Origin of the sequence: Kribbella sp. NPDC051587 (genome assembly GCF_044453945.1) — a bacterium.
Taxonomy (GTDB): domain Bacteria; phylum Actinomycetota; class Actinomycetes; order Propionibacteriales; family Kribbellaceae; genus Kribbella.
In genome coordinates this window covers 199,838-223,733 of the sequence record NZ_JBITDE010000002.1, presented here as the reverse complement: position 1 = coordinate 223,733, position 23,896 = coordinate 199,838, and the positions used below count along the sequence as shown (strand labels likewise).

Annotated in this window: 22 protein-coding genes; 11 read left to right on the top strand and 11 right to left on the bottom strand. The window is 65.8% G+C overall.

Features of this window, described 5'->3' with window-relative positions:
- Positions 1–153: 153 nt before the first annotated feature.
- Positions 154–2,199 (top strand): sialate O-acetylesterase, encoded by a 2,046-nt coding sequence (locus ACIA49_RS07200; RefSeq protein WP_396376232.1) that lies wholly within the window; start codon positions 154–156, stop codon positions 2,197–2,199.
- 25 nt (positions 2,200–2,224) lie between these two features.
- On the opposite strand, the gene ACIA49_RS07195 is transcribed toward ACIA49_RS07200, so the two are convergent.
- Positions 2,225–2,545, bottom strand: a complete 321-nt coding sequence (locus tag ACIA49_RS07195; RefSeq protein ID WP_396376231.1) for a DUF1330 domain-containing protein — start codon at positions 2,543–2,545, stop codon at positions 2,225–2,227.
- A gap of 90 nt (positions 2,546–2,635) precedes the next feature.
- Between ACIA49_RS07195 and ACIA49_RS07190 the strand changes: the two genes are divergently transcribed.
- Positions 2,636–4,831 (top strand): serine/threonine-protein kinase, encoded by a 2,196-nt coding sequence (locus ACIA49_RS07190; RefSeq protein WP_396376230.1) that lies wholly within the window; start codon positions 2,636–2,638, stop codon positions 4,829–4,831.
- A gap of 3 nt (positions 4,832–4,834) precedes the next feature.
- Here ACIA49_RS07190 and ACIA49_RS07185 read toward each other — a convergent pair whose 3' ends face one another.
- From ACIA49_RS07185 to ACIA49_RS07170, 4 genes are all read right to left on the bottom strand, one after another.
- The gene (locus tag ACIA49_RS07185; RefSeq protein ID WP_396376229.1) at positions 4,835–5,656 is read right to left on the bottom strand and encodes a hypothetical protein; all 822 of its coding nucleotides are present in this window, start codon (positions 5,654–5,656) and stop codon (positions 4,835–4,837) included.
- Positions 5,657–5,658: 2 nt separating this feature from the next.
- On the bottom strand, positions 5,659–5,952 hold the full coding sequence (locus ACIA49_RS07180) for a PadR family transcriptional regulator (RefSeq protein ID WP_396376228.1): 294 nt from the start codon (positions 5,950–5,952) through the stop codon (positions 5,659–5,661).
- A gap of 259 nt (positions 5,953–6,211) precedes the next feature.
- Positions 6,212–7,492: an adenylosuccinate synthase gene (locus ACIA49_RS07175; RefSeq protein ID WP_396376227.1), complete on the bottom strand. Its 1,281-nt coding sequence runs from the start codon at positions 7,490–7,492 to the stop codon at positions 6,212–6,214.
- Positions 7,493–7,725: 233 nt separating this feature from the next.
- Positions 7,726–8,226, bottom strand: a complete 501-nt coding sequence (locus tag ACIA49_RS07170; protein ID WP_396376226.1) for a VOC family protein — start codon at positions 8,224–8,226, stop codon at positions 7,726–7,728.
- A 56-nt stretch (positions 8,227–8,282) separates the two neighbouring features.
- Here ACIA49_RS07170 and ACIA49_RS07165 point away from each other — a divergent pair, with 56 nt between their 5' ends.
- From ACIA49_RS07165 to ACIA49_RS07140, 6 genes are all read left to right on the top strand, one after another.
- Complete coding sequence (locus ACIA49_RS07165; RefSeq protein WP_396376225.1) at positions 8,283–9,104, top strand: DUF6597 domain-containing transcriptional factor; 822 nt, start codon at positions 8,283–8,285, stop codon at positions 9,102–9,104.
- A 120-nt stretch (positions 9,105–9,224) separates the two neighbouring features.
- The gene (locus ACIA49_RS07160; protein ID WP_396376224.1) at positions 9,225–10,511 is read left to right on the top strand and encodes an ABC transporter substrate-binding protein; all 1,287 of its coding nucleotides are present in this window, start codon (positions 9,225–9,227) and stop codon (positions 10,509–10,511) included.
- A complete protein-coding gene (locus ACIA49_RS07155) occupies positions 10,508–11,407 on the top strand; it encodes a carbohydrate ABC transporter permease (RefSeq protein WP_396376223.1) in 900 nt (299 codons plus the stop codon). Before ACIA49_RS07160 ends, ACIA49_RS07155 begins: the two co-directional genes overlap by 4 nt.
- Positions 11,404–12,231 (top strand): carbohydrate ABC transporter permease, encoded by an 828-nt coding sequence (locus ACIA49_RS07150; RefSeq protein WP_391548520.1) that lies wholly within the window; start codon positions 11,404–11,406, stop codon positions 12,229–12,231. The genes ACIA49_RS07155 and ACIA49_RS07150 overlap by 4 nt, the downstream gene beginning before the upstream one ends.
- Before the next feature lie 3 nt (positions 12,232–12,234).
- Positions 12,235–13,824: an alkaline phosphatase D family protein gene (locus ACIA49_RS07145; RefSeq protein WP_396376222.1), complete on the top strand. Its 1,590-nt coding sequence runs from the start codon at positions 12,235–12,237 to the stop codon at positions 13,822–13,824.
- Complete coding sequence (locus ACIA49_RS07140) at positions 13,824–14,654, top strand: discoidin domain-containing protein (RefSeq protein ID WP_396377167.1); 831 nt, start codon at positions 13,824–13,826, stop codon at positions 14,652–14,654. Before ACIA49_RS07145 ends, ACIA49_RS07140 begins: the two co-directional genes overlap by 1 nt.
- Here ACIA49_RS07140 and ACIA49_RS07135 read toward each other — a convergent pair.
- From ACIA49_RS07135 to ACIA49_RS07125, 3 genes are all read right to left on the bottom strand, one after another.
- Positions 14,634–15,845 carry an MFS transporter gene (locus tag ACIA49_RS07135; protein ID WP_396376221.1) on the bottom strand — a complete coding sequence of 404 codons (1,212 nt, stop codon included), beginning with the start codon at positions 15,843–15,845 and terminating at the stop codon, positions 14,634–14,636. The genes ACIA49_RS07140 and ACIA49_RS07135 overlap by 21 nt on opposite strands.
- Before the next feature lie 143 nt (positions 15,846–15,988).
- The gene (locus tag ACIA49_RS07130) at positions 15,989–16,744 is read right to left on the bottom strand and encodes a 2-phosphosulfolactate phosphatase (RefSeq protein WP_396376220.1); all 756 of its coding nucleotides are present in this window, start codon (positions 16,742–16,744) and stop codon (positions 15,989–15,991) included.
- A 43-nt stretch (positions 16,745–16,787) separates the two neighbouring features.
- The gene (locus ACIA49_RS07125) at positions 16,788–17,195 is read right to left on the bottom strand and encodes a DUF3151 domain-containing protein (RefSeq protein WP_396376219.1); all 408 of its coding nucleotides are present in this window, start codon (positions 17,193–17,195) and stop codon (positions 16,788–16,790) included.
- A gap of 146 nt (positions 17,196–17,341) precedes the next feature.
- On the opposite strand from ACIA49_RS07125, the gene ACIA49_RS07120 reads away from it, so the two are divergent.
- Positions 17,342–17,791, top strand: a complete 450-nt coding sequence (locus tag ACIA49_RS07120; protein WP_391548514.1) for an HNH endonuclease — start codon at positions 17,342–17,344, stop codon at positions 17,789–17,791.
- A 227-nt stretch (positions 17,792–18,018) separates the two neighbouring features.
- A complete protein-coding gene (locus ACIA49_RS07115; protein ID WP_396376218.1) occupies positions 18,019–19,566 on the top strand; it encodes a recombinase family protein in 1,548 nt (515 codons plus the stop codon).
- Positions 19,567–20,118: 552 nt separating this feature from the next.
- On the opposite strand, the gene ACIA49_RS07110 is transcribed toward ACIA49_RS07115, so the two are convergent.
- The 3 genes from ACIA49_RS07110 to ACIA49_RS07100 form a co-directional block, all read right to left on the bottom strand.
- Positions 20,119–21,837: an FtsK/SpoIIIE domain-containing protein gene (locus ACIA49_RS07110; protein ID WP_396376217.1), complete on the bottom strand. Its 1,719-nt coding sequence runs from the start codon at positions 21,835–21,837 to the stop codon at positions 20,119–20,121.
- A 122-nt stretch (positions 21,838–21,959) separates the two neighbouring features.
- Complete coding sequence (locus tag ACIA49_RS07105; RefSeq protein WP_396376216.1) at positions 21,960–22,310, bottom strand: hypothetical protein; 351 nt, start codon at positions 22,308–22,310, stop codon at positions 21,960–21,962.
- Between the two features lie 94 nt (positions 22,311–22,404).
- Positions 22,405–22,593: a hypothetical protein gene (locus ACIA49_RS07100; protein WP_396376215.1), complete on the bottom strand. Its 189-nt coding sequence runs from the start codon at positions 22,591–22,593 to the stop codon at positions 22,405–22,407.
- A 443-nt stretch (positions 22,594–23,036) separates the two neighbouring features.
- Here ACIA49_RS07100 and ACIA49_RS07095 point away from each other — a divergent pair, with 443 nt between their 5' ends.
- Positions 23,037–23,855, top strand: a complete 819-nt coding sequence (locus ACIA49_RS07095) for a GntR family transcriptional regulator (RefSeq protein ID WP_396376214.1) — start codon at positions 23,037–23,039, stop codon at positions 23,853–23,855.
- Positions 23,856–23,896 lie beyond the last annotated feature (41 nt).

Here is a 23,896-nt window from a genome sequence, read left to right as displayed (position 1 = left end):
CCTGGTCCGTTGGGCGCAGGGTTCGGACCGCTGACCGCAGGAAAGCAGTCCGGCCCAAGCCTCCGGGGCGGTAGGTCGCCTACCAAGGTTGCTGACAGTACTGATTCCTTCCCCGCCCCACCGCCCCGATCTGCCCGCCCCGGAGGTCCGCCCATGCCTCGACGTCTTCTTGCTGTCTCCGTCATAGCCACTCTGCTGGCTTCGACCATCACCGCGCAGGCCCATGCGCTTCTTCCCGCGCTCCGAGATCCAGGGACCGGCTGTGCGGCTGCGGCAGTCGGGTACACGCCGGTGCTGCAGCTGACGCTGCCCGAGAAGGCAGGGTGGCTGGACAAGGAACTGCCGTACACCCTGGACCGCCGTACCGAGGTCGGCTCGAACTTCGACCGCGTCGGCTACTGCCTCGAGCTGAACGGGCCGGACGGACCACAGCGCGTGTGGACCGCGATGGAGCCGTTCTCCACTGACGCCAGCAGGATCGGACTGCCCACCAAGGCCGGACAGGTCACCCGGCAGCGGGTCGACGACCTCGAGGTCGCGTCCAACGTGCCGAACGTGACCACTGGGCTCAGGCAGACCGGCTATCTGGAGATGTGGCCGAACACCTACGCCGAACAGACCAGCACGCAGGTAGCGAACACCTCCCCGATCACGTACGACGTGGACGACAGCCCGACCACGGGTGCGTACGGGTCGTTCCAGATCTCGCAGATCGGTGCGACCCGGCCGTCCAACGCTGCTGCGAAGACGGTGCTGGCGATCAACTCGTTCACCCAGCCGGCCGACGTACCGCTGTCGATCGGGATCGGGACCGCTGCGTCCGGGCAGCCGGACTGGACGTTCGCTGGCAACTCCGCGCGGTACACACAGCGCAAGCTGACGGCATTTGTGCGGACGTCGCTCGTCTCGCTGTCCGAATCGCCACAGGACCGGCAGCTGATCCCACGTGACGCTGCGAACGGCGCCAACGTGCCGGTGGCCGGGAGGATCACTGACCCTCAGGTGACCCAGGTGCAGTTGCGGGTGACCAGCAACGGGCACACCGACACGTACAGCTCGCAGTCGCGCGACTTCCGGTTCACTCCGCGGATCAGGGCGGCACTGCAGGAGTACAACTTCGAGCTGCGTGCACTTGGCAGCGGAATCGACCGGGTGGTGGCTCGCCGTTCCGGTGTGGTCTCGGGTGACGTGTTTGTCATCCAGGGGCAGTCCAATGCGGAGGCGGCCAAGTTCAACGGCAATGCGAACGTGGAGGAGTCACCGTGGCTGCGTAGCTACGGCACTCCGACCTCGGACGGGCAGGTCTCCGGCGCAGACCGGGTCTGGCACTACGCGACTGGTGACGTGACAGTGCAGTCCGGTTCGGTTGGACAGTGGGCGATCCGGATGGGCCGGCGGATCGTGGACACCTACAAGGTGCCGGTCGCGATCGTGCAGGGTGCACATGGTGGTCAGCCGATCAGCTTCTTCCAGCGGAACGACGCGAACCCTGATGACCTCACCACCAACTACGGCCGGCTGCGGACGCGGCTGAAGGCGGCCGGTCTGATCGGTTCGGTGCGCGGAGTGCTCTGGTACCAAGGCGAGAGCGACAACGACAACGCAGCCGTGCACGTGGCTGGGTTCCGTGCGCTGCTGGCGGACTGGCGAGCCGACTTCGGTACCGCGACCCGCTACTACGTCAACCAGGTCCGTACGTCGCCCTGTAATAACACCACCAGCATCAGCCTGCGTGAGGCGCAGCGTGCGCTCGGTGACACAGACGGCGTCACACTGCTCTCCACTACTGGGCTGTCCGGTCACGACGGCTGCCACTACGCATACCTCGGCGGCTACCGCGACCTGGGCGACCACAACTTCGCAGTGATCGCCCGCGATCTGTACGGCGGCGCCTCGGCCGGTGTGTCGGCACCGAACCCGGCGTCCGTCACGGCGGCGGGCTCACAGCTAGTGGTGAAGCTCCGCACGAGTGACCCACTCACTGTTGCTGCAGGGTCAGCTGCGGACTTCCGGGTCGAGGGCGCTGCAGTGACCGTGTCCTCGGTGGCCTACCGCGCCGGCGGGAGTCTGGTGCTCACGCTGTCCGGTCCGGCAACCGGAGTGACCGCTCTGATCTACCAGAGCCACATCGGCGCCGGACCCTGGATCACCAACGCCACCGGCACGGGGCTGCTCGCCTTCCGGCTCCCCGTGAGCTGACGGCTGACCGACGTACTGGGAGTAGTCAGCCCAGTACGTCGGTCGCTTGGTGGGTGCGGTCGACACCCTCCAGCAGCATCGTCACGCCGTCGGAGTTGTTGATGCGGAGCGGCAGGATCTCCCGGTACGCCGGTGAGTCGTACCAGCCGCGGGCACTCACGTAGTCCGGGAACTCGATCACGATCAGCGTCCCGGCCCACTCGCCTTCCAGGTGCTCCGGCTGATGACCGTGGACGATGAAGTGCCCGTCGTACGGCTGTAGCGTGGCGTCGATCCGCTCCAGGTACTCGACGATGTCGGGGCCGACGGTGACGTTCTGCAGGTTGGCGATCGCGTAGTAAGTCATGGCATCAGCGTCCGCCGCGGAGCGCCGTTCGGCGATTACCTCTGACGTCATCATGGCTGGGTGATCTGCTGCCGACGTACAGTCGATGGCATGTCAGTCACAGGGGGAACGCCTTCCATGCCTGCCGGGGAGGTGGAGGAGCGCATCGGCCCGTACCGGCTGATCCGGCGCCTCGGCCAGGGTGGCATGGGTGTCGTCTACCTGGCAGAGGGACCGGATCTGCAGGAGGTCGCGGTCAAGGTGCTGCGGCCGCACGTCGCGCACGACGAGACCGCACGCGCCCGGTTGCAGCGTGAAGCCACCACACTGCAGAAGGTGAGCCACCCTGGTGTGGCCGGCATCCTCGACCACGACCTGGAGGCAGACCGTCCGTACCTGGTGACGCGGTTCGTCCCCGGTCGTCCGCTGGACGAGCAGGTCGACGACCGTGGTCCGCTGACTCCCCGCAAGTGGCTCCCACTGGCTGGCTGTCTCGCGGAGTCGCTGCAGGCGATCCACCTGGCCGGAGTGATCCACCGCGACCTCAAGCCCGGCAACGTGATGATGCTCAACGGCAAGCCGGTGATGATCGACTTCGGCATCGCCCAGGCCGCCGACGACCTCCGCCTCACCCAGACCGGTCTCGTGATCGGTACGCCGGGCTACCTGGCACCCGAGCTCATCGAAGGCGAGATGGTCTCCGAGTCCGCCGACTGGTGGGGCTGGGCCGCCACCGTGACGTTCGCCGCCACCGGCCGCCGCCCCTTCGGCAAAGGCCCCTTCGAAGCCGTCCTGCACCGAGTCCACACCGGCCAGGCAGACCTCGAGGGCCTCGACCCGCGTCTCAAGACCCTGCTCTCCGCAGCCCTCGCCCCGAAGAAGCAGGACCGCCCCACCCAGACCGAGATCATGACCGGCCTCACCCGCTACGCCGAAGGCCGCGACGCCCTCCCGCCGCGCTCGGCCCCCGCCGCAGCCGACACCGTCCAGATGCATCCCCCCACGCGCCAAATGACCCGCGTGATGCCCACCGAGGACCCGGACCCTGTCGCCTCTGAGCCCTCACCCACCGAGGTAGCCAACCTCGTCCCCCAAATCATCCCACCCCTCTCCGCCTTCTCCCCCATCGCCAACAAGGTCCGCGACGCAGCCGCCGCCCGCAAAGCCACCAAAGCCGCCGCAGCCGCAGCCGCAGGAACTGCAGGCGGTGTAGCCGGCTCGGGCACTGCCGCTGGGGTAGCCAACTCAGGCACACCGGGCGGTGTGGCCGGCTCGGGCACAGCGGGCGGCGTGGCCGGCTCAGGCACAGCCGCTGGGGTAGGCGGCTCGGGCACGGCAGGCGGTTGGGGAGCTGGCGGCAGCGGCTTGGCCGCAGGCAGTCCGGGTGCTGCTGGGGGTTATGGCGCAGGAGCCAGCGGCGGTGCAGTCGCGGGCACGGGTGCTGGTGGTTGGGGCCCCGGCGCTCACCCGGCGACCTACAGTCCCGCGCCCGTCGCGGCGGCACCCGCAGCGATGCCCTTGGGCTACCAGAGCACGCCACAAGCGGTAGCGCCGTACCAGGCTCCTTCCCGGGACGTAGCGCCGTACCGGCCACCGTCGCGGGAGGTCGCACCACACCAGCAGCCGGGGCAGGGTGTTGAACCACACCGGGCTCCAGCGACAGGACGCCGTACGGCGGTAGTGGTTGGGCTGATGGTGGGATTGACCGGGCTGATCGCGCTCTACCCATTGCTGGGCGCGCTAGCCGCCGCAGTGTGCTTCGTGATCGCGCGAACCGTCGACCGCAGCAGTACGGCGCTCATGCGCCGCCGCCAGGTCCGCGGCCGCGCCGGACGCTCAGACAGTGTCGTAGCAGTCGCTTCATCACCAGTGCAGCTCGTAACAGCCGGACTGATCACTCTGGTCTGCATGATCCTGCCGCTCGTGATGGGCGCAGTAGTCGGCGGCATCGTCACCGGCGTGACCGCCACGGCCAAGAGCCTCACCTGGCAGCCCTTGTCAGCAGTGGGTTTCGCCGCCGCCGGCCTCACCGCACTCTTCACTGCGTGGTGGGGCCCCGGCGGCAACTCCCTGCGCCGCGGCGCCCACATCACCGCCCGCCACATCTTCCGCCCCCGCTGGCTGGCCACCACCGCAGCCGTCATCTTCCTCGCCATCGGCGCCTACGGCTTCTACGAAGCCAGCCAAGGCGCCGGCTCCGACTGGGCCCGCATCCCCGCCGAGAACGCCACCTACCAGCGCCCCACCCTCACCGACCTCCGCCAGGCGCCCTTCATCCGAGACATCCCGATCATCGGCCTCAACTAACGCTCACAGCCACGGCCAGCGGGTTCGCGGCTCACTGTCGGCCAGCGTCACGGCGTACTGGTCAGCTGGACCGAACTCCTGCAGCGGTGAGCTCTTCGCCTCGTTCAGGTGCGCCTCCGTCTCGGCGATCAGCGCCCGCGCCCTCCGACGCGGTACTCCGTGCCGACCGACCAGCAGTGCGCTCAGCTCAGCCAGCCACGCGCCGTCCTCGCCAGCCGGGGCAGGGTCGTTGTCCTTGCGCACGAAAGCCCAGCACAGCAACACGAATCCGGCCGCGACGATGACGGGGGTCGGGAAGCGCCCGACGCTCGTGGTCGGCCACAGCGTGAACGCGAGTGCTGCGACAACACCCAGCCCCAGCGCCTCGCACCACGCCCGCACCAGCTCCCCGGTACGACGACCATCCCCGCGCATCGCGTGGACGACGTACACGGCCCGAACAACAGCCGCGATCAGCACGACGAAACCGATGCCTCCGGCAACAGTCACCGAAAGCATCAGCCCCTCGGCGATCCACAGGAAGACACCCGCCACCACGAAGACCAGTCCCACCTGGGCAATGACCTCGGACCTGCGCTCACCGCGGCTGTACCCGAAGCGGTCGATCCCCGCCCGCTCTGCAGGCGACCGCCGCTCCTGAAGGACCGTCGTCGCAAACTCGTCAGGATCACCAAAGGCCGCCCGCGGCGTCTCACCACTGTCAGCACAGTGCTGCGCGACCTCGGCCAGAACCTCGTCGGCCGTCTCCTTGCCGATCCCGCCACCCGCGAGCTTCAACCGCACCCGCGCATCCCAGACCGCAGCATCCTTGTCCACGCTCATCATGCTCATCTCCCTGCCCTCTCCAGCTGCGCCATCAACCGATCCATCGCCCCCGAGAAGTCGCGCCACAGCTCGGCATCAGCGCGCACCCGCTCCCGCCCCTCGGCCGTCAGCCGATAGACCTTCCGCCCCGGACCGCCTTGACCGGCAACCCAGTTCGCCTCGATCAGCCCGCCGTTCTCCATCCGCCCCAGCACCGGATACAGCGCCCCGGCCTTGATGTCCCCCAGCCCGAGCTCAGCGATCCGCTGAATCAGCGCATACCCGTGCAACTCCCCCTCCACCAGCACGGCCCCCACCACCAACTCCACCGTCCCCCGCAACCACCCCGAACTCGAGCCCGCCTCCCCCACTACTACCACCTCACACTAATCACTTTTCCCGACTATTCTCATTTCAGACTAGCCAGACAGCGGTCCGCACGCAAGACCCCACCCCGGGAAGCCCGGCCAGGCGGCTCCGGCACCTAACGCCCGAACGATCGGAGGGCGTGGTCTCCGATCTTTCGGACGTTAACCCCGGCGGGTCTGCCCGGGGGTGGGCAGCCGACGGACGGGGTTAGAGCTGGACCATTTGGGAGCGTTCGGGGCCTACGCCGACGGCGGAGATGCGGGCGCCGCTGAGGGACTCGACGGCGCGGACGTAGGACTGGGCCGCCTTCGGGAGGTCTTCGAAGGTGCGGCAGCCGGTGATGTCTTCGGACCAGCCGTCGAACTCTTCGTAGATCGGGGTGGCGTGGTGGAAGTCGGTCTGGGTCATCGGCATCTCGTCGTGCCGGACTCCGTTCACGTCGTACGCGACGCAGACCGGGATCTTGTCGCGACCGGTCAGGGTGTCCAGCTTCGTGAGGACGAAGTCGGAGACGCCGTTCACGCGGGCGGCGTACCGGGCGATGACCGTGTCGTACCAGCCACAACGGCGCGGGCGGCCGGTCGTCGTACCGAACTCGAAGCCCTGCTGGCGCAGCCACTCGCCGTCGGCGTCGAGCAGCTCGGTCGGGAACGGACCCTCCCCCACCCGGGTCGTGTAGGCCTTCACGACCGCCATCACGCGGTCGATGCGGGTCGGCGGGATCCCGGTACCCGTGCAGGCGCCGGCTGAGATCGCGTTCGAGGAGGTGACGAACGGGTAGGTGCCGTGGTCGACGTCGAGCAGCGTGGCCTGACCGGCCTCCATCAGCACGGTCTTGCCGTCGTCCAGCGCCTTGTTCAGCAGCAGGCTGGTGTCGGCGACCATCGGGCGGAGGCGCTCGGCGTACCCGAGCAGCTCGTCGAGGACCTCGCGGATCTCGACCGCACGCCGGTTGTAGACCTTCACCAGCAGCTGGTTCTTCTGCTCCAGCGCCCCGGTGACCTTCTGCTCCAGGATCTTCTCGTCGTACAGGTCCTGGACGCGGATGCCGATCCGGTTCATCTTGTCGGCGTACGTCGGTCCGATCCCGCGGCCCGTCGTACCGATCTTGCGGCTGCCGAGGAAGCGCTCGGCGACCTTGTCGAGGGTCCGGTTGTAGGGCGGGATCAGGTGCGCACTCGCGCTGATCACCAGCCGGGACGTGTCCACGCCGCGCGCCTGCAGCGCGTCCAGCTCCTCGAACAGCACGCCGAGGTCGACGACGACCCCGTTGCCGATCACCGGCGTCACACCAGGGGTCAGGATGCCGCTCGGCAGCAGGTGCAGCGCATACTTCTCGGTGCCGATCACCACCGTGTGGCCGGCGTTGTTGCCGCCGTTGAACTTGACCACGTAGTCGATGACCTCGCCCGTGTTGCCGAGCAGATCGGTCGCCTTGCCTTTACCCTCGTCGCCCCACTGGGCACCGACGAGCACGATTGCGGGCATCTCAGCCCTCCTCTGAAACGGTGAAGCCCGGAGACGTTCACCGATCGTTCATCCGGTGACGCTTCCAGGCTCTTACGACCGAAGCCTACCGGACCTCGGCTCACCCCTTTTCAAGCAAGTGTTTCATCGCCGGCGGGTTGCCAATTTCCGTGATCACGTGCACACTCTTAGTCAGCGGCCCGCCGAAACTGCCGCAGGGGACGGTTCCGGCGGGCCGCTTCCTTATGTCCACGTCAGGACAGCTCCTGCGGGTTGGCGTCGAGCCACTCCTGGACCCGCCGATCGGCCTCTTCCCGGGACACGTTCTCGACCTTCGTCATCACGGCCCAGCGATGCCCGAACGGATCGACGAACGTCCCGTACCGGTCACCCGTCATGAAGGTCTGCACCTCTTCCCGCGACGTCGCGCCGGCCGCGATCGCCTTCTGGTACGTCGCGTCCACATCCGGCACGTAGTGCACCAGCGACGAGTGCACCCACTCCCCGTTCGGCGCCCGCAAACCGAGCTGCGGCATCTGGTCGCTGAGCTGCAGCATCGAGTTCCCGAACAGCAGTTCGGCCTGACCGACCCGGCCGTCCGGCAGGTCCTGCCGGCTGATCACCTGTGCGCCGAAGACCTCTTCGTAGAACGCGATCGCCTTCGGCCCGTCCGGAACCGCCAGGTACGGCGTGAGCGAGTGATAACCGTCGGGGAGGGGATTTACTACGCTGTTTTTGTCGGTGTCCGTCGTCATGCTGTGAGTCAACCCGCCGACCGCCGGACCGGTCTTGTAAGAAAGCGACAGCCCCTGTGAGCACTCCATCCGACAGCGAGAAGGGCATCCTGCACCCACGGGAACAGGCCCGGCATCGCACGCTGAACCGGCTCGCGCCCGGCCCCGCGGCCGGCCGGTTCGTGGAGTGGTACTGGATCGTCGAGTGGGACCTGGACGAGCCCTACACCGCCGAGGTGCTGCCGTTCCCGAGTGTGAACGTCACCTTCGAGCAGCCCGGCGGCGCGTTCGTGAACGGCGTCTACACCCGCAAGTTCGAGCGCCGGCTCAGCGGCCGCGGCCGGGTCTTCGGAGTGAAGTTCTGGGCCGGCGGCTTCGGTGCGGTGACCGGCCTGGACGTCGCGTCCTTCAGTGACCAGGTGGTACCGCTGACCACGGTCTTCCCCGATGGCGATCGGCTGGCCGACCTCGTGTTCGCGGAAGAGTCCGACGTACGGCGTCGGGCCGTGTTCGAGGCGTTCCTCAGTGATCACCTCGCGCCGCCGGACCCGTCGTACGAGCTGGTCCGGCGGATCGTCACCGCGATGGCCGAGGACCGTTCACTGGCGCGGGTCGACGAGATCACCGAACGCTTCGACGTACCGATCCGGACGCTGCAACGGCTCTTCCGCCGGTACGTCGGCGTTGGGCCGAAGTGGGTGTTGCGCCGTTACCGGTTGCACGACGGCGCCGAGCTGCTGGCACGCGGCGAGGTCGCCGAGCTGGCCGAGCTGTCGGCCGCCCTCGGTTACTTCGACCAGGCGCATTTCTCCAAGGAGTTCAAAGCCCAGATCGGCCTGACACCGGCCGAGTACGCGGCCCGGGCCGCCGCGGATGAATCCTTTCAACTCAGGTCTTGACACCCGCTCCACGGCGTCCGTAGCGTGCGCGGCGTGAGAAGTTAACACTTCTTCACGTTGAGTTCACGTTAATCGACGATATTTCCAGAGCGTCGTCCGCTCCGTGCTCAGGAGGAACCCGTGGCATCCGTATTCGAGCGTCCCCTCAGCCGTCGGCTTCTCCTGCAGTTGACGGGTGGTGCGGTAGCGGCCGGCACGCTCGCAGCCTGCAGGAACAGCTCGTCCGGCGGCAGCGGTGGCCCACTGAAGGTGATCGGTGCAGGCAGCCAAGAGGCCGGTCTGCGCAAAGCGCTGGACGAGTACAAGGCGAAGAACCCGGACTTCGACTTCAATCTGTCCTTCTCGCCGGCGGACCAGTTGCAGACGGCCCTGCGGGCGCAACTCGCGGCCGGCAACGCTCCGGATCTGCACGCGGTCTATCCCGGCAACGGCAGTGCGATGTCGATGGTCCAGCTGAGCAAGGCGAAGCTGCTCGCCGATCTCAGCGACCAGGCCTGGACCCAGAAGATCCCGACCGGCTTCAAGGGCGCCTACCAGCAGGACGGCAAGACCTATATCTTCTCGCCGGGCACGAGCGTGCTCGGCGCGATCTACAACAAGAAGGCCTTCGCGACGGCCGGCGTTCAGCCGCCGACGACGTGGAGCGAGCTGCTGACAGTCTGCGAAACCCTGAAGAAGAAGGGCATTGTGCCGCTGGCGCTCGGCGCGCAGACCCCGTGGGTCACGCAGCTGATCAACTACGCACTGGTGCCTGGCACGGTTTATGCGAAGCAGCCCGACTTCGACGACAAGATGGCGGCGGGCTCGGCGACCTTCGCTGGCTCCGGCTGGGCCGACGCGATGAACAAGTACCTGGAACTGCAGAAGCGCGGGTTCTTCAACGACAACCCGAACGGTACGACGTACGAGCAAGCCACCTCGATGGTCGGCACCGGCAAGGCCGCGATGGCGGTCCAGGTCTCGGCCGTCCTGCAGGCCTACCGCGCGGCCGCACCGAAGCCGGACGACCTCGGAATGTTCCCCTTCCCCGCAACCGACACGGTCGCGGACAACTGGATCCCGGGCGGCATCGTGGTCGGCCTCGCCGTCAGCGCGAAGAGCAAGAAGGCCGACCAGGCTCGCAAGTTCATCGAGTTCTGCGGGCAGCCGGACGTCGTCAGCGCTTGGGCCGAGGCGGTTGCCTGTGTCCCCTTGTACTCCGAGGGCGAGGCCAAGGTCGACCCGGTCCTGAAACCCTTCCTGCCTTACCTCGCGGACGACAAGGCGGTCCCGTTCATGGACCAGCGCTGGCCGAACGCCGAGGTCCAGCCGACCCACTTCGCCGTCGTACAAGAGCTTCTCGGCGGCAAGACCACGGTCGACGGCGCACTGAAGAAGATGGACGAGGCCTACCGGAAGACCGCATGACAGTACGGCGGCTCGGCGGGCGCGGCGGGATCGCGCCGCCATGGTTCTTCGCGGCGCCGGCCCTGCTCGTGTACGCGCTGGTGATGCTCTATCCGAGCATCGTCGGCACGGGGTCGGCGTTCACGGACTGGTCCGGCGTCGGGGAGCAACGCTCGTTCGTCGGCCTGGCGAACTTCCGGCAACTCCTTCACGACGACCAGGCGCTCGACGCACTGCGGAACACGCTGCTGCTGACGGTCGCGATCGTCGTCGTACAGAACGGGCTGGGATTGCTGCTGGCGCTCGGGGTGCACACCACCATCAAGAGCCGGATGGTGCTGCGGGTGATCTTCTTCGCGCCGGTCGTGGTCAGCCCGGTGATGGTGTCGTTCTTGTGGAAGTACGTCTACAACCCGGCGCCCGACGCGGGCCTCAACGCTGCCCTCGGGGCGGTCGGGCTGGGCTCACTGCGGCAGGACTGGCTGGGCAACCCGTCACTGGCGATCTGGTCGGTCGCCTTCACCGTGATCTGGCAGTGCGCCGGCTACTCGATGGTGATCTTCCTGGCCGGGCTGGAAGGCGTGCCGCCGGAGCTGCACGAGTCGGCGATGGTCGACGGCGCCGGGACGGTCGCGCGCTTCCGGCACATCACCTGGCCGTTGCTCGCACCGGCCGTGACGATCAACGTGATGCTGTCGACGGTCGGTGGGCTGACGTTGTTCACCCAGATCATCGCGATGACGAACGGTGGTCCGGGCTATGCCACCGACACGTTGTCCACCGTGCTCTACAAACAGGCGTTCGTGTTCGGCAAGTTCGGCTACAGCACCGCGGTCGCGCTGGTGCTGGCGATCTTCGTCGCGGCGGTGTCGTTCGTCCAGATCGGCTACCTGCGTTCGAGGGAGACGACCGCATGAGGACGGCGTACCGGCCCCGCACGTTCGTCCTGGAGCTCGTGATGGTGGCCGTCGCGGTCGCCTTCCTGTTCCCGGTCTACGCCCTTGTCACACTGGCGTTCAAGGATCCCGGCCAGATCGCGAACGCGCCGCTGTCGCCGCCCGACCCACCGTCGGTGGACAGCTTCGGCACGGCCTGGCAGTCGGCGTCCCTCGGCTCGGCGCTGCTCAACAGCACCCTGATCACCGTGTCCAGCGTGCTCGCGCTGATCGTGCTCGGATCACTCGCAGCGTACTTCCTCGCACGCCGCGCCTCACGACTCAGCTACAGCCTCTACATCCTGTTCCTGGTCGGGATCATCCTGCCGTTCCAGCTCGGCATGATCCCGCTCTACCAACTGGTCAACGACCTCGGTCTGCTCGGCACGTACCAGGGCATGATCCTTTTCTACACAGGGATTCAGCTGCCGTTCACCGTGTTCCTGTACACCGGTTTCATCCGGTCGCTACCGGCCGACTACACCAACGCGGCGCTCATCGACGGGGCCTCGCACCTGCAGGCTTTCCGGCACGTGATCTTCCCGCTGCTCCGGCCGATCACCGGCACCGTCCTGATCCTGAACGCCGTCCACATCTGGAACGACTTCTTCACCCCGTTGCTCTACCTGGGCGGCTCGGGCCGGGAGACCGTACCGGTCCGGATCTTTGCCTTCGTCAACGAATACACCTCCGACTACGGCTTGGTCGCGGCCGGTCTGGTGCTCGCCGCCCTGCCGATCCTGCTCGTCTTCCTGGTCCTGCAGCGCTATGTCATCCGTGGCTTCTCCAGTGGTCTGAAGGGATAACCGGTGACCGAAGATCTGAGACCCGCAGTGAGGCTGGCCCGGCGCCGGTTCCTCACCCTCACCGGCGCCGCCACTGCAGTGGCGTTCGGAACCAACCTGCCGGGCACGGCCCTCAAGCCGTCCGGCCATCTGACCGGCAACCCCTTCACGCTCGGCGTCGCGTCTGGTGACCCGCTGCCCGACGCGGTCGTGATCTGGACCCGCCTCGCACCACGGCCATTCGAGCCGCTGGGCGGAGCGCCGTACAAGAAGGTCGGCGTCGACTGGCAGGTCGCCGCGGACGAACACTTCCGCAAGATAGTGCGCTCCGGCCACGCCACTGCTCGGCCGGAGTTCGCGCACAGCGTGCACGTCGACGTCCGCGGACTGCAGCCCGGCCGTCACTACTGGTACCGGTTCCGCGTCGACGGCTACCTCAGCCAGACCGGACGCACCCGTACGGCGCCCGCGCCCGGCCAGCGTGGTGGACAGCTGACGCTCGGCGTGAGCTCCTGCCAGTCCTGGCCGGACGGGTATTACACGGCCCAAGGCCACCTGGCGACCGAGGACGTCGATGCGGTGGTCTTCCTGGGCGACTACATCTACGAGTACGGCGTCTCAGCGGCTGGCGGGCTCCGGAACCTGACCGACCCGGTCCCGGACCAGTTCCGCACCGAGGCGGACACCCTCGACCGGTACCGCCTGCAGTACGCGCTCTACAAGTCGGACCCCAACCTGCAGGCAGCACATCTCAACGCTCCCTGGATCACCACCTGGGACGACCACGAGGTCCAGGACAACTACGCCGGGCTGACGTCGAAGAGCAACGCTCCGGTCGAAGACTTCCTGGTACGGCGTGCCAACGCCTACCGCGCGTACTGGGAACACCTGCCGCTACGCGGACCTGCTCCCGAGGGACCGAACTACCTGCTCTACCGGCGACTGAGCTTCGGCCGGCTAGCCGAGCTGAGCGTGCTGGACACTCGGCAGTACCGATCCGACCAGGCCGCCGGTGACGGGTGGAAGGCGGACTCCGACGCTCGCCGCGATCCCGCGCGCGTGCTGGCCGGGCAGCAGCAGACGCAATGGTTCCTGGGTGGTCTTCAGCGTTCACGGGCCACCTGGAACGTGCTGGCCAACCAGGTGATCCTGAGCCGGATGGATCTCGACCCGACCCCGGCAGACCTCTACAACATGGATGCCTGGGACGGCTACGGCGCCGAGCAGAAGGTGATGCTCGACGGACTCGCCGCCAACCGGCACCGCAACCCGGTCGTCCTGACCGGCGATGTGCACGCGGGCTACGCGATGGACATGAAGCGCGACTTCGCTGATCCGACGTCGCAGACCTACGGGGTGGAGATCGTGCCGACCTCGTTCAGCAGTGGTGGCAACGGCGTCGACGTCACGGCCAACGGCCAGAAGTTCCTGGCCGCGAATCCGCATCTGAAGCTGGTCAACGAGAAACGGGGGTACTCCGTGCTCCGCTTCACCGAGCGTGAGCTCCGCGTCGACTTCCGCGCGGTGCCCTACATCGACCGGCCGGACGCGCCGATCTCCACCATCCATTCGTTCGCGGTCGAGGCCGGCAACCCGGGTCTGGAGGCGGTGTGATGAGGGCGCGCGCGATCGTCGTACTGGCTGCAATGGTGCTGGGAGCCGTTGTTCCCGGAAGTGTGGATCGGCAGTCGTTGACTCTCGCGACTGATGTCGCGCAGGTCGCGGTGACGCCCGTGCCGTGTTCGACCTCAGGCTTCGAACTGCGCTTCGGCAACAGTGGAAAGACCGCTGTGTACGCCGATGCCTTCCTTGACGCCGGTACGTCGCTGACTCTGTCGCGCAAGCTGGTGTCCAGCTACCTCCCGCCGGGCTACACCCTGAAGGTCCCCATCAGCGTCAACGCGCCCCGGGGCACCGCGCCGGGCAGCTACTCGATCGTCGTCAAGGCCGGTAGCCAGAAGCTCACACTCCCGGTCCAGGTAGGCGAGCCACCGACCGACACGACCGGCAACCTCGCCCGCTACGTCCCGGTCACCGCCTCCAGCGAACACCTGCCGGTCTATCCGGCCTGCGGCGCCGTCGACGGTGACCGCGACTCCGAGCACTGGGCCAAGACCACCGGCTGGAACGACGCCACCAAGGGCACCTTCCCGGACTGGCTCCAGGTCGCCTTCGACCAGCCACAGAGCGTCGGCCGAGTCGACCTCTACACCCTCAACTCCAAGCAGTACCCAGCTGCCGGCTACGGCCTAAAGGACTGGGACGTCCAAGCCCAAGTAGGCGCCACCTGGCAGACCGTCGCCGAGGTACGAGGCAACACAGCAGGCCTCAAAAGCTCCACCTTCACCCCAGTAACGGCCACCGCCATCCGCATCCGCACCCTCGCCAGCAACGAAGGCCCCACCTACTCAAGAATCGTCGAACTAGAGGCCTACAGGAGTTAGCCTCCGGCTGGTCGATCTGACGACGGTGGCCATGAGCACTGACAGGAGGCCGGCTAGTAGTGCGATGGCGAAGCCGTAGTGAGGGCTGTTCGCGTCGACGACTCGGCCGGCACAGGCGGCGCCCAGGGCGATGCCGGCGGCGCTTCCTGAGTTCAGCCAGGTGAAGGCCTGCGTCAGGACGGTCGGCTCGACGGATGACTCGGTCATCACTGCTGAGAGGGTCTGGAACGGTGCAATCGCTAGCCCTGGCAGGGCTAGCGCGATTCCGACTGCCCAGGGCGCGCTCACGACCAGTAGCGGCACTGTCGTCACCGTTAGGACGCTCAGCGCCAAGACGAACTGGTTACCGACCGCCATGGGCCAGCGCCTGGCGCCATAGACCAGGCCGGCGACCAAGCTGACCAGACTGGTGATGCTGTAGAGCGGTCCGGCCAGTGCTGGCGTTCCGCGCTCCACCGCGTAGGCGGTGACCGACACCTGCATGCTGCCGAAGAACAGGCCGATGCCGATCGTGGCGGCAACCAGTGCGAGGAATCGCTTGTGTAGCAAGCGACTTGAGCTCACCTGCTGACCAGCGACTGCCGGTGGCGGAGCTGTTCGACGCTGTGCCACCAGACTGAAGCCTCCTGCCAGCAGCAGGCTGGTCGCCAGCACAGTGCCAGCTACCGGGCTCCACAACGAACTCACGAGGCCGACCAGACCTGGGCCGACCAGGAACGCGATGCTGGTGCTCAGAGCCTCCAGTGCGAAGGCCGACGAGAGCAGTCCTGAGCCTCTGAGCGCGTAGGCCCAGCGGGCGGACGTCTGCGCGCCAAGCTGTGGGAGAGAGCCGCCTGCCAGGACACCTGCTCCGACCAGCACCCACAAGGGCGCCTGTGAAACGGTGAGGCCGATCAGCACCGCCATCGCCATCGCATGCGTGAGCAGGATGATGGGCAGCATGCGGATCTGACCGAAGCGGTCGATGAGTTTGGCGACCTGGGGGCCGCCGACCGCCTCGGCGACGGCGAAGCCGCCGGTGACGGTGCCGGCGATGGCGTAGGAGTCAGTGGATGCGTGGACGAGCCAGACGATGCCGAGGCTCGTCATGGCGATCCCGATACGAGCCGGTGCGGCCGCTAGGTAGAACTTCCATGCTCCGGGGGTACGCAGTACCTGGGCATAGGTGATCCGTCCGGTGAGTGCCGGCACGGCAAAGCCTTCCGCTGCCCGTCGGGGCGGGGACAGACCGTGGGCGTCCTGCTTCACCGGTCCGTCGAATCCGCCGACAACCGTCCAGTGGTGGCAGGAAGTGGGGACGCACACCGCCTGCCGGCTCTGTCAACGGGCAGAAATCATCGTTTCAGATTGACGTTGCTCAGCTTACCGTCTTTCAGCACCGGTACGGCGTGACTCTCGTCTACCTCGGCCGCGATCCGGACATCGTCGGCATAGCCGTACTGCGTGAGCTCGCGACCGCCGGCGCAGTCGTGCAGGAGTGTGGGCAGCTCGTCGGCGACCGCGTCGTACGCCGCCGCTGCCGCCCGGGCCTCCGGGGACAGCCCGTCCGTCTCGAGTGCACTGAGGAAGCCACCTGCACCCCAGAGGTCCTCGACGGCCGGTCGGAGCGAGCCGTCCGGCCAGCGCTCCCCAGCAGCGATCGCTACGACCTTCAGGCCCGGATCTGCGGCGAGCCACTCGTTGGCCCAGGCTGCGGCTGCCAAGCGGTTGCGGAGTGAGACGGCGATGACGGTGGCACCACCGTCGCTGAGCTGCTGGGTGATGGTCGAGCCGTTGGGTGACGGGAGCACCAGCCGGGTGACTCCGGTCGCCTGTCGGATGGTGACCGGGGACAGGCTCACGTCACCGGGGCCGGCTTGGGATCGGCCGACGGCGAGGTGAGCGTCGTACTGCTTGGCGTAGGCAACGGCAGTCTCGTCACGCCAGCGGTACGGGTAGACGTCGATGCCGAGGTCGGTGGCGACGGTGACGGCTGTCGTGAACGAGAGCACGTCGACGACTGCCACCAGGTTGCCGGTCACCACGCCGGCGCCGACCGGACCCCAGTCGAAGCCGACGCGGAAACCATGCTGGGAGTACGGGCTGGTCATCCGTCGCATCCTGCCGTCGGGTGACCAGCCCGGCAACCTGGTTTCAGGCCAGGGCGTCCGCGGCAGTCGCGGACGAGTCGCGCAGGAAGGTCGTGCAGCGCTCGGCCTCCTCGGTCTCCCCGATGATGCCGGCCGCTTTGCCGAGGACGGCCAGGCAGCGCAGGAAGCCACGGTTCGGCTCGTGCTCCCACGGGACCGGTCCGTGACCCTTCCAGCCGTTGCGCCGGAGCAGGTCCAGGCCACGGTGATAGCCGGTGCGGGCGTAGGCGTACGCCTCGATGGTGTTCCCCTCGCCGAGGGCCGCCTCGGCCAGCGTCCCCCACGCCAACGAGGAGGCCGGGAACTTGGCCGCGACCTCCACCGCGGGGGCACCGGCGGCGAGTTCCGCCGCGGCCGGGTCCACTGGGAGTAGTGTCTCGGGTGGGCCTGAGAGCAGATTGTTCAATTCCATAAGCACATCTTCGCCGATCACGCCGCCGACCCGGCACGTGACCGTCTGACGAAATCCGTTGACCGTTCACCGACCGGCCACGGATGCTTGAGACCCTGCGTCAAGACCGCCGTGGTTCCCAGCTACGGCCCTGTTGGAGGCACCGGATGAGCGTGATTGTCCTGAACGCGTCGTACGAGCCGCTGCACACCGTGTCGATCCAGCACGCCATCCGGATGCTGGTCCGCGAGGTCGCGGTCGTCGAAGAGGCGCACGGCGAGCGATACATCGGCCCCTTTCCGGTGCCCAGAGTGCTACGGCTGGTCCGCTACGTCGTCACCCACTGGCGCTACGCCGCGGGCCGGATGAAGTACAGCAAGCACGGTGTCCTGCGCCGCGACAAGTTCCGCTGCGCCTACTGCGGTCTCGAGAACGCCGACACCATGGACCATGTCCAACCCAGGTCCCGAGGCGGCCGCACCGAGTGGCTCAACGCGGTCGCCGCCCACGCCTCCTGTAACGAGCGCAAGGGCAACCGCACCCCCGGTGAGGCCAACATGCCCCTCCTCTGGCAACCCTGGGTACCAACCCGCGCCGAGCTCGTCATAGTCACATGACGAGCATTTTTTATGCCCAATTCCGCCTCCTGGCGCCACCAAGACATCGAGATCACCACAGCCGGTAACCGCCCCCACCTAGCCGGCGCCCACCTGAACGCCGGCCGCTGGGTTCTCCACAGGTTGGAAGTTGTTGGGAGATTGCGGGGCTGATTGCTGCAACTTCTTGGGGGACAAAGATCGTTAGAAGCTGACCGTGATTTGATGGACACCACGGGAGGTTCTGGATGACTCAGAAGCGACGCGTATACGCCGACAAGATGGCACTGATGAGCGGGGGCGCTCAGGTTGTGGCGCTGATCTACGCGCGTGCCAGTCAGGACCAGAAGAGGCTAGAGAAGTCTGTCGATGATCAGCTCGACCTTGGACGGGGCGAGGTCGTCCGGCATGGCTGGACAGTGGGAAAGACTTTCAAGGACAACAATATTTCTGCGTCTCGCTATGCGAAGAAGAAGACGCGAGCCGAGTACGAATTGCTACTGGACGCCATCAGGTCCGGCGACGGCGATGTTCTGATCTTGTTTGAGCTCGCTCGCAGTCATCGCGACCTGAAGGTCTATGTAGAACTGCGCGAGCTCTGCATCAATGTCGGCCTCTGGTTCTGGCTGATCGGTGGCCAATTGTACGACTTGCGCGTTCGAGCGGATCTGATGAGTCTCGGATTTCAGGCAGTGCAAGCCGAGGATCAATCCGTTGGAACACATGAGAATGTTCTCCGAGGCATCAACGGGGCCGCTCTTCGCGGACTCCCGCATGGGAAGCTAAACTTCGGTTACCGCCGGATATACGACGAAAAGACTCGGGCTTTCGTTGCACAAGTCCCTGACGATGAATTCTTCGAAGGCACCCCGGGGCCAGACGGCGAGATTCGACTCTACCAGCGAAGCGAGATTGTTCGAGAGGTTTTCAGGCGTCTCGACGGCGGAGCTACAATCCTCGCTATTGAACAGGATTTCCTTGAACGCGGTATCGTGACCGCGAAAGGAAATCCTGTAAATCGCGCAACGATTCGGAAGTGGGCGCTCAATCCGGTTTATATCGGGAAGCGTGTTCTGCACGGCGAGATAGTAGGCGAGGGGCTTTGGGACGGACTGATTTCAGATGAGCTTTACTGGTCGGTCAACGTCATCCTGAAAGACGAAAAGCGGATGAAGACACGCGCAGGGGCAGCGAAGTACATCGCCTCGTACATTGGAAAGTGTGAATGCGGAAGTGTTGTTCAGGTCACGCCACCAACCGAGAGTTGGTACGCCGAGCACATGTACCGCTGTTATCTCAAAAATTGTTGGCGTGTCCCCATGACCGAACTTGACTCACTGTTGCTGTCTACGATCATCGCGTGGTGTTCCCGACCAGACGTCGAAGAATTGCTCACCGCTGCTTACACAGCAAATGATGAGGCTCTGTCCGAGGCCCGTGCGGACGCTAAGCGAATCGAAAGTGAATGGGAAGAATGGTTGAGAGGTGCGACCGTGCAGAAGCTCAAACCCACGGTGGTCGCCCGCTTCGAAGCCCAATTTGAGAGTGAGTTACAGCACGCCAGAGATCGCGCCAAAGAACTAAGCCTGCCTTCGGTTCTGCGCGACACTATTGGTCCCGATGCTGAGCGTAAGATCAAGTCTGCGGACATTGCCGTGAAACGGGAACTACTACGAATCCTCGGGCCGTTTGAGGTATCGCGTGGAGCCGGAAAGAAGGGCGTCCCACTCGACGAGTGCATCACCTGGCATGGGCTCCTAGGATCGGAATTGAACTCCAGCTCGACCAAAGAATGATCATGATCGGCAATACGCAAAGATGAGGGTCGCAGGCATTCGCCTGCGACCCTCATTTGATTTGATAGCTACGGGCTTTCTGGTTGGTCATAGCCTAGCATTCGAGCAATACGAGCGGCCAGCTCAGGCGGCGGCGGTGGCATGTCTGCCACAATTGCCAGGATCTCCGGATCGTTGGGTCTGTATATTCGTGACCGTGGAGCTTCTTCTCTCTTCTCCTTCCTCGCCGTAGGTACGGCGGGTGTTGAGGAATCCTTAGGCCGTGGCGTGGGATATCACCCCCTCCCGGGGATTGCGCGTTAGAGTTCTTAGCGATGCGCGTACGCGTTCTGACGGGCCGAGTCACCTCGGCTGCGGTGTGTGCGGTGTCGGCCGGGCCGTGCGTCTTACCCCTAACGTTTCGGCCCGGCACCGACCGGTGTGGGGCCCTCCCCTTCGCTTCACGTTGCGCCCGATGTGGCGTGTCCACGGGCTGTCCACGGTGGCGTGACGTGCGTTCTAACGTGCGGGCGCGCGCGAGGAGACGAGACGTGGACGGACGGCGGATGGGGGCTACTCCTGTGTGCCGTGTCCGGGGTGGTCGCGGGTCGGGCTGACGAGTCGCCAGCGGCCGGGGGCTGGCTGGGTGAGGGTGTGGTCGACCTGTCCGGCCTTAAGTCGCTTGTAGACCCAGGAGCGGCCCTTTCCAGTCGCGGTTTGTAGCGTGCCGACGGTGACGCCCTCGGCAGGCGCGTCCCGCAGCGCCGCCCAGAGGGCCATTTCCGGCCCTGAGACGGCTGGGGGTGCGCCGGTGGTCTCTGGGCCCTCTGCGGGGCCGTCAGATCGGCTCTGAAGGCCGCTGGCGGCGGTGTCGGCGACCGATCCTGGTCGGGCGTGAGCGGTGGCGGTGGCGGTCACGTCGGGGTCGGTAATCAGGTAGGCGCGTCCTCGGCGGGGTGTGTCGAGTCCGGCCGCCGAAACCAGGAACTTGCCGGGGGCATCGAAGCCGGTGGTGTCCCACCCGGACCGCAGCTTTCCCGCGCCGAGAATCAGATCAACGTCGGGTGCCTCGTTGACTCGCAAGCAGAATCGGACGTTCATTTGTCCTCGCAATGCTGACCCTTCTCCCATGGTTTTCTGTGTCGGTCGTTGGGTGGCGATTAGCAGGCAGACCGCGACGGCTCGGCCGCGTCGTGCGATCGAATCCGCGAGTCGTTGTCCTTTGCGTGAGAGCTCGGCGTATTCGTCGATCATGATGAACAGTTGGGGTTCATCAAATTTCGGGTACCACTCCCGCCGGCCACGGGCCGTCAGAAATTCCGCGCGGGTTTCGAGTTCATCGACGGCGGCTTGCAGAAGGTGTTCCGCGGACTCGTTGTCGTCGGCCAATCGGTGCAGGACTTTCGACCAGGGTGCAAGTTCCATTCCCTTTTTGAGATCAACGCCCCACACCACGGTGTCGTTGCATTCTGCGATCCGGGCAAGGATCACGTTCAGCAGGCCGGATTTGCCGGAGTCGGTCGCGCCACCGATCAGGACGTGCCTGCGCAGGAATGACACCGTGACCGGGGTGCCATCTTCGAATATTCCGACCGTGACGGGATCGGTAATCGAGGCGCGTGCGGAGTTGGTGCGCGGTTCCCATTTGATCGGTTGGGCGTGGGGGTCGGTTTCTACGAGGCGCAGCACGAACTCTGCTGCGTCGTCGGGGACCGCTTCGACCCGCACTGATCCAACTCGGGAACCGAGCGCGGATTCGAGCGCAGGAACGGCCGAAACGGCGTCGGCGTAGTGCTGTCCCCGGCGCATCTTGACTCGCCCGGACCAGCCCCATTTGCCGACCTGTGCCGACACCATGCGTGCACCGGGGAGCCCGGCCTGTTCGGCGGTCTCGGGGAACCGTTCACGGATCAGCCGGACTCGGGTCAGGCGGCGTCGGTCCTCGCGCCACCACCACGGCAACGCCAGCCCGAAACCGGCCAGTGCGCTATAAGTCGGCAGATCACCAGCTGTCGGGCCGTAGACGGCCGCGACAGCGACCGTGGCAGCGAGGCAGGGCGCGAACGCTGCCGCCCAGAGCCGGACCCGCCAGCGGCCCAGCAACGGCCAGCGTCGCAGGAGCCAGCTCGGCCGCCAGATCAACAGAACCAGCGCTCCACCGGCCGCCAGGATTGGCACCGGCCACCATCCGGGGTGGGCAGAATGCAGCCATGCCCCGGTCAGTAACGCGCCGAGCCACCAATAGGCCGGGGCCAGTTCGGAGCGGTACCGGTAGAACGATCCGAGTCCCATTCCGAGAGTCCAGAACAGATCGGAGATTCCGCCCTCGGGGCGGCCGTGGTAAATGACTAGGCCGTCTCGCCGACGTCGGCGGCGGGGAGAATCCCAGCCGCGTATATGCGAACGCTGCCCCATTAGTCATCACCGCCCTCACTGCTCGGTGGACGGCACGACATCGGGTGTGACACCGGCGCGGGCGGCAGTTCGTCTAACACGAATTGCCACGAACCCAGCCAGTCCGCGTCACCGTTCTCGATCGCGAAAAAGATTCCTGCCCGGCATGCGGCGACCAGATCGGCATACCGCATCGCGACTCTCTCAACCTCGGCGATCAGCCGGGGAACATCGCAGGAACTCAGAACAGCGGCCTGATGCAACTCAGGCAGTTCGGGCGCTTGCACAACCGCCCGGAACCGGGCGCGCATCTCGGAAAGATCAACAGAAGTTAATCCGTAGCCGTAACGACGGCTGTAGTTCTCATTCACAGTAACGTCACCACCCATCTAGGCAAGAACTTGGGTCATAGGCGTTACTCCCTTCTCTGAGTTTCTTTGAACTCGGATTTCGACAATCAGCGTGCTACTTGCCGCCGAGCTTGGTCAGCAGGTCTTGCACCCAGGGGTCGTACTGGCTCTTTGCGATGAAATAACCGCACAGACCGGCAATGATCGCGTGCAGAAGGCGCATACCTACAAAGCGGACCAGAACGAACACGCCGACCAGCGAGAGGATCAATCCAGAAAACGTGTAAGCCAACAATTGCGTCACCCCCTCTCCCTCGCTCGATACGAAAGGGCTCAGCAGAACCGCCCGCCTCCGGGCCGGTTCCTTGAATGCCTAGCGTTGCTGGCGCTGTTGCCAGCGGAAACGCAAAGCACACTTACGGCAACACACTCGGCCGCGTTCTTTCTGCGCACCGCATGCGCATCTTGTCCGGAACACCGACCGTCCACCGCTGTTGTTTCGCAAAGCACACCACCTTTCCCCAGTTGGTCCGTCGTCTGCCGGGCCGTTCACTGGTGTACTCCAGTGGATCAACCGTAACTGGTGTACACCACTGGCGCAACCAGGTAATCTGTTGACCCAGGTCAACAGATTCCGAACCTGTGATCGCCAGTCGCTCGTGAGGATCGTGCTGGTTGGGAGCTGCTGCGCAGAACCTTGAATGCCAGATCGAGGAACTCCGGCTTTACAGATCAGGGAGTGAGCCAGTGAACGCCAAGGCCCAGGGCGGCGACGCCCTTAGTGAGTCCGCCGCCCAAGCCCTTCATGAGGCTGGCGTGATCGCGGGTGTGCCCGCCACCGGTAAGACGGATCTCATCGCCGGGATTCTGCGCGACAAGATCCTTTCCGGTCAGTTGCCCCCGGCTACGGTCCTACCGTCCGAGCGAACCCTCAGCGCGGAGTTCGAGGTCAACCGGCTGACCGTTCAGCGTGCGATTGCTGTTCTGCGGTCCGAGGGGCTTGTGCAGTCGATTCACGGCAAAGGTGTGTTTGTTCGCCGGGCTGGCGATTGGCCCAGCCGCACGCATCACCGGACAATCACCGTGGATGGTGACGGCAACTACGTTGACTCCGAGTCCACCGGGGGCGAATGGCGAGACATTGAGCCGCCGAGCAAATACGACACCAACGCGGAAGGGCCATTAGCGCTCACGTTCGGCGTCGTTGAGGGGACGCTATTTCACGCCTCGGATCGCCTACTTGAAAACGACACGGGAACACGCATCTTTCTGCGAAACTATATCCCGGCGACGGTCGCGAAAAAATTGCGCGGAATTGCCCGCCGGCCTTACATTTCAGCCCGCGAGACTTTCAAGGCGGCGAAGGCCGCTGGAATGGCGCTTGACTTCAATGACTACGTGGGCGCGCGGAACCCGACGCCCGCAGATGCTCATTCGCTCCGCATCCCCGATGGAATCCCCATGCTGATCACGCGGCGAATAACCACCCACGACGGCCAGCCGATTCTCATGCAGGAAACGCGACGCAGCGCCGAGGACACGCAACTTCACTACCGGCCCCAGTAGCGGCCAGACTCTACAAATTCCAAATGGCCGCCGCGCATTAC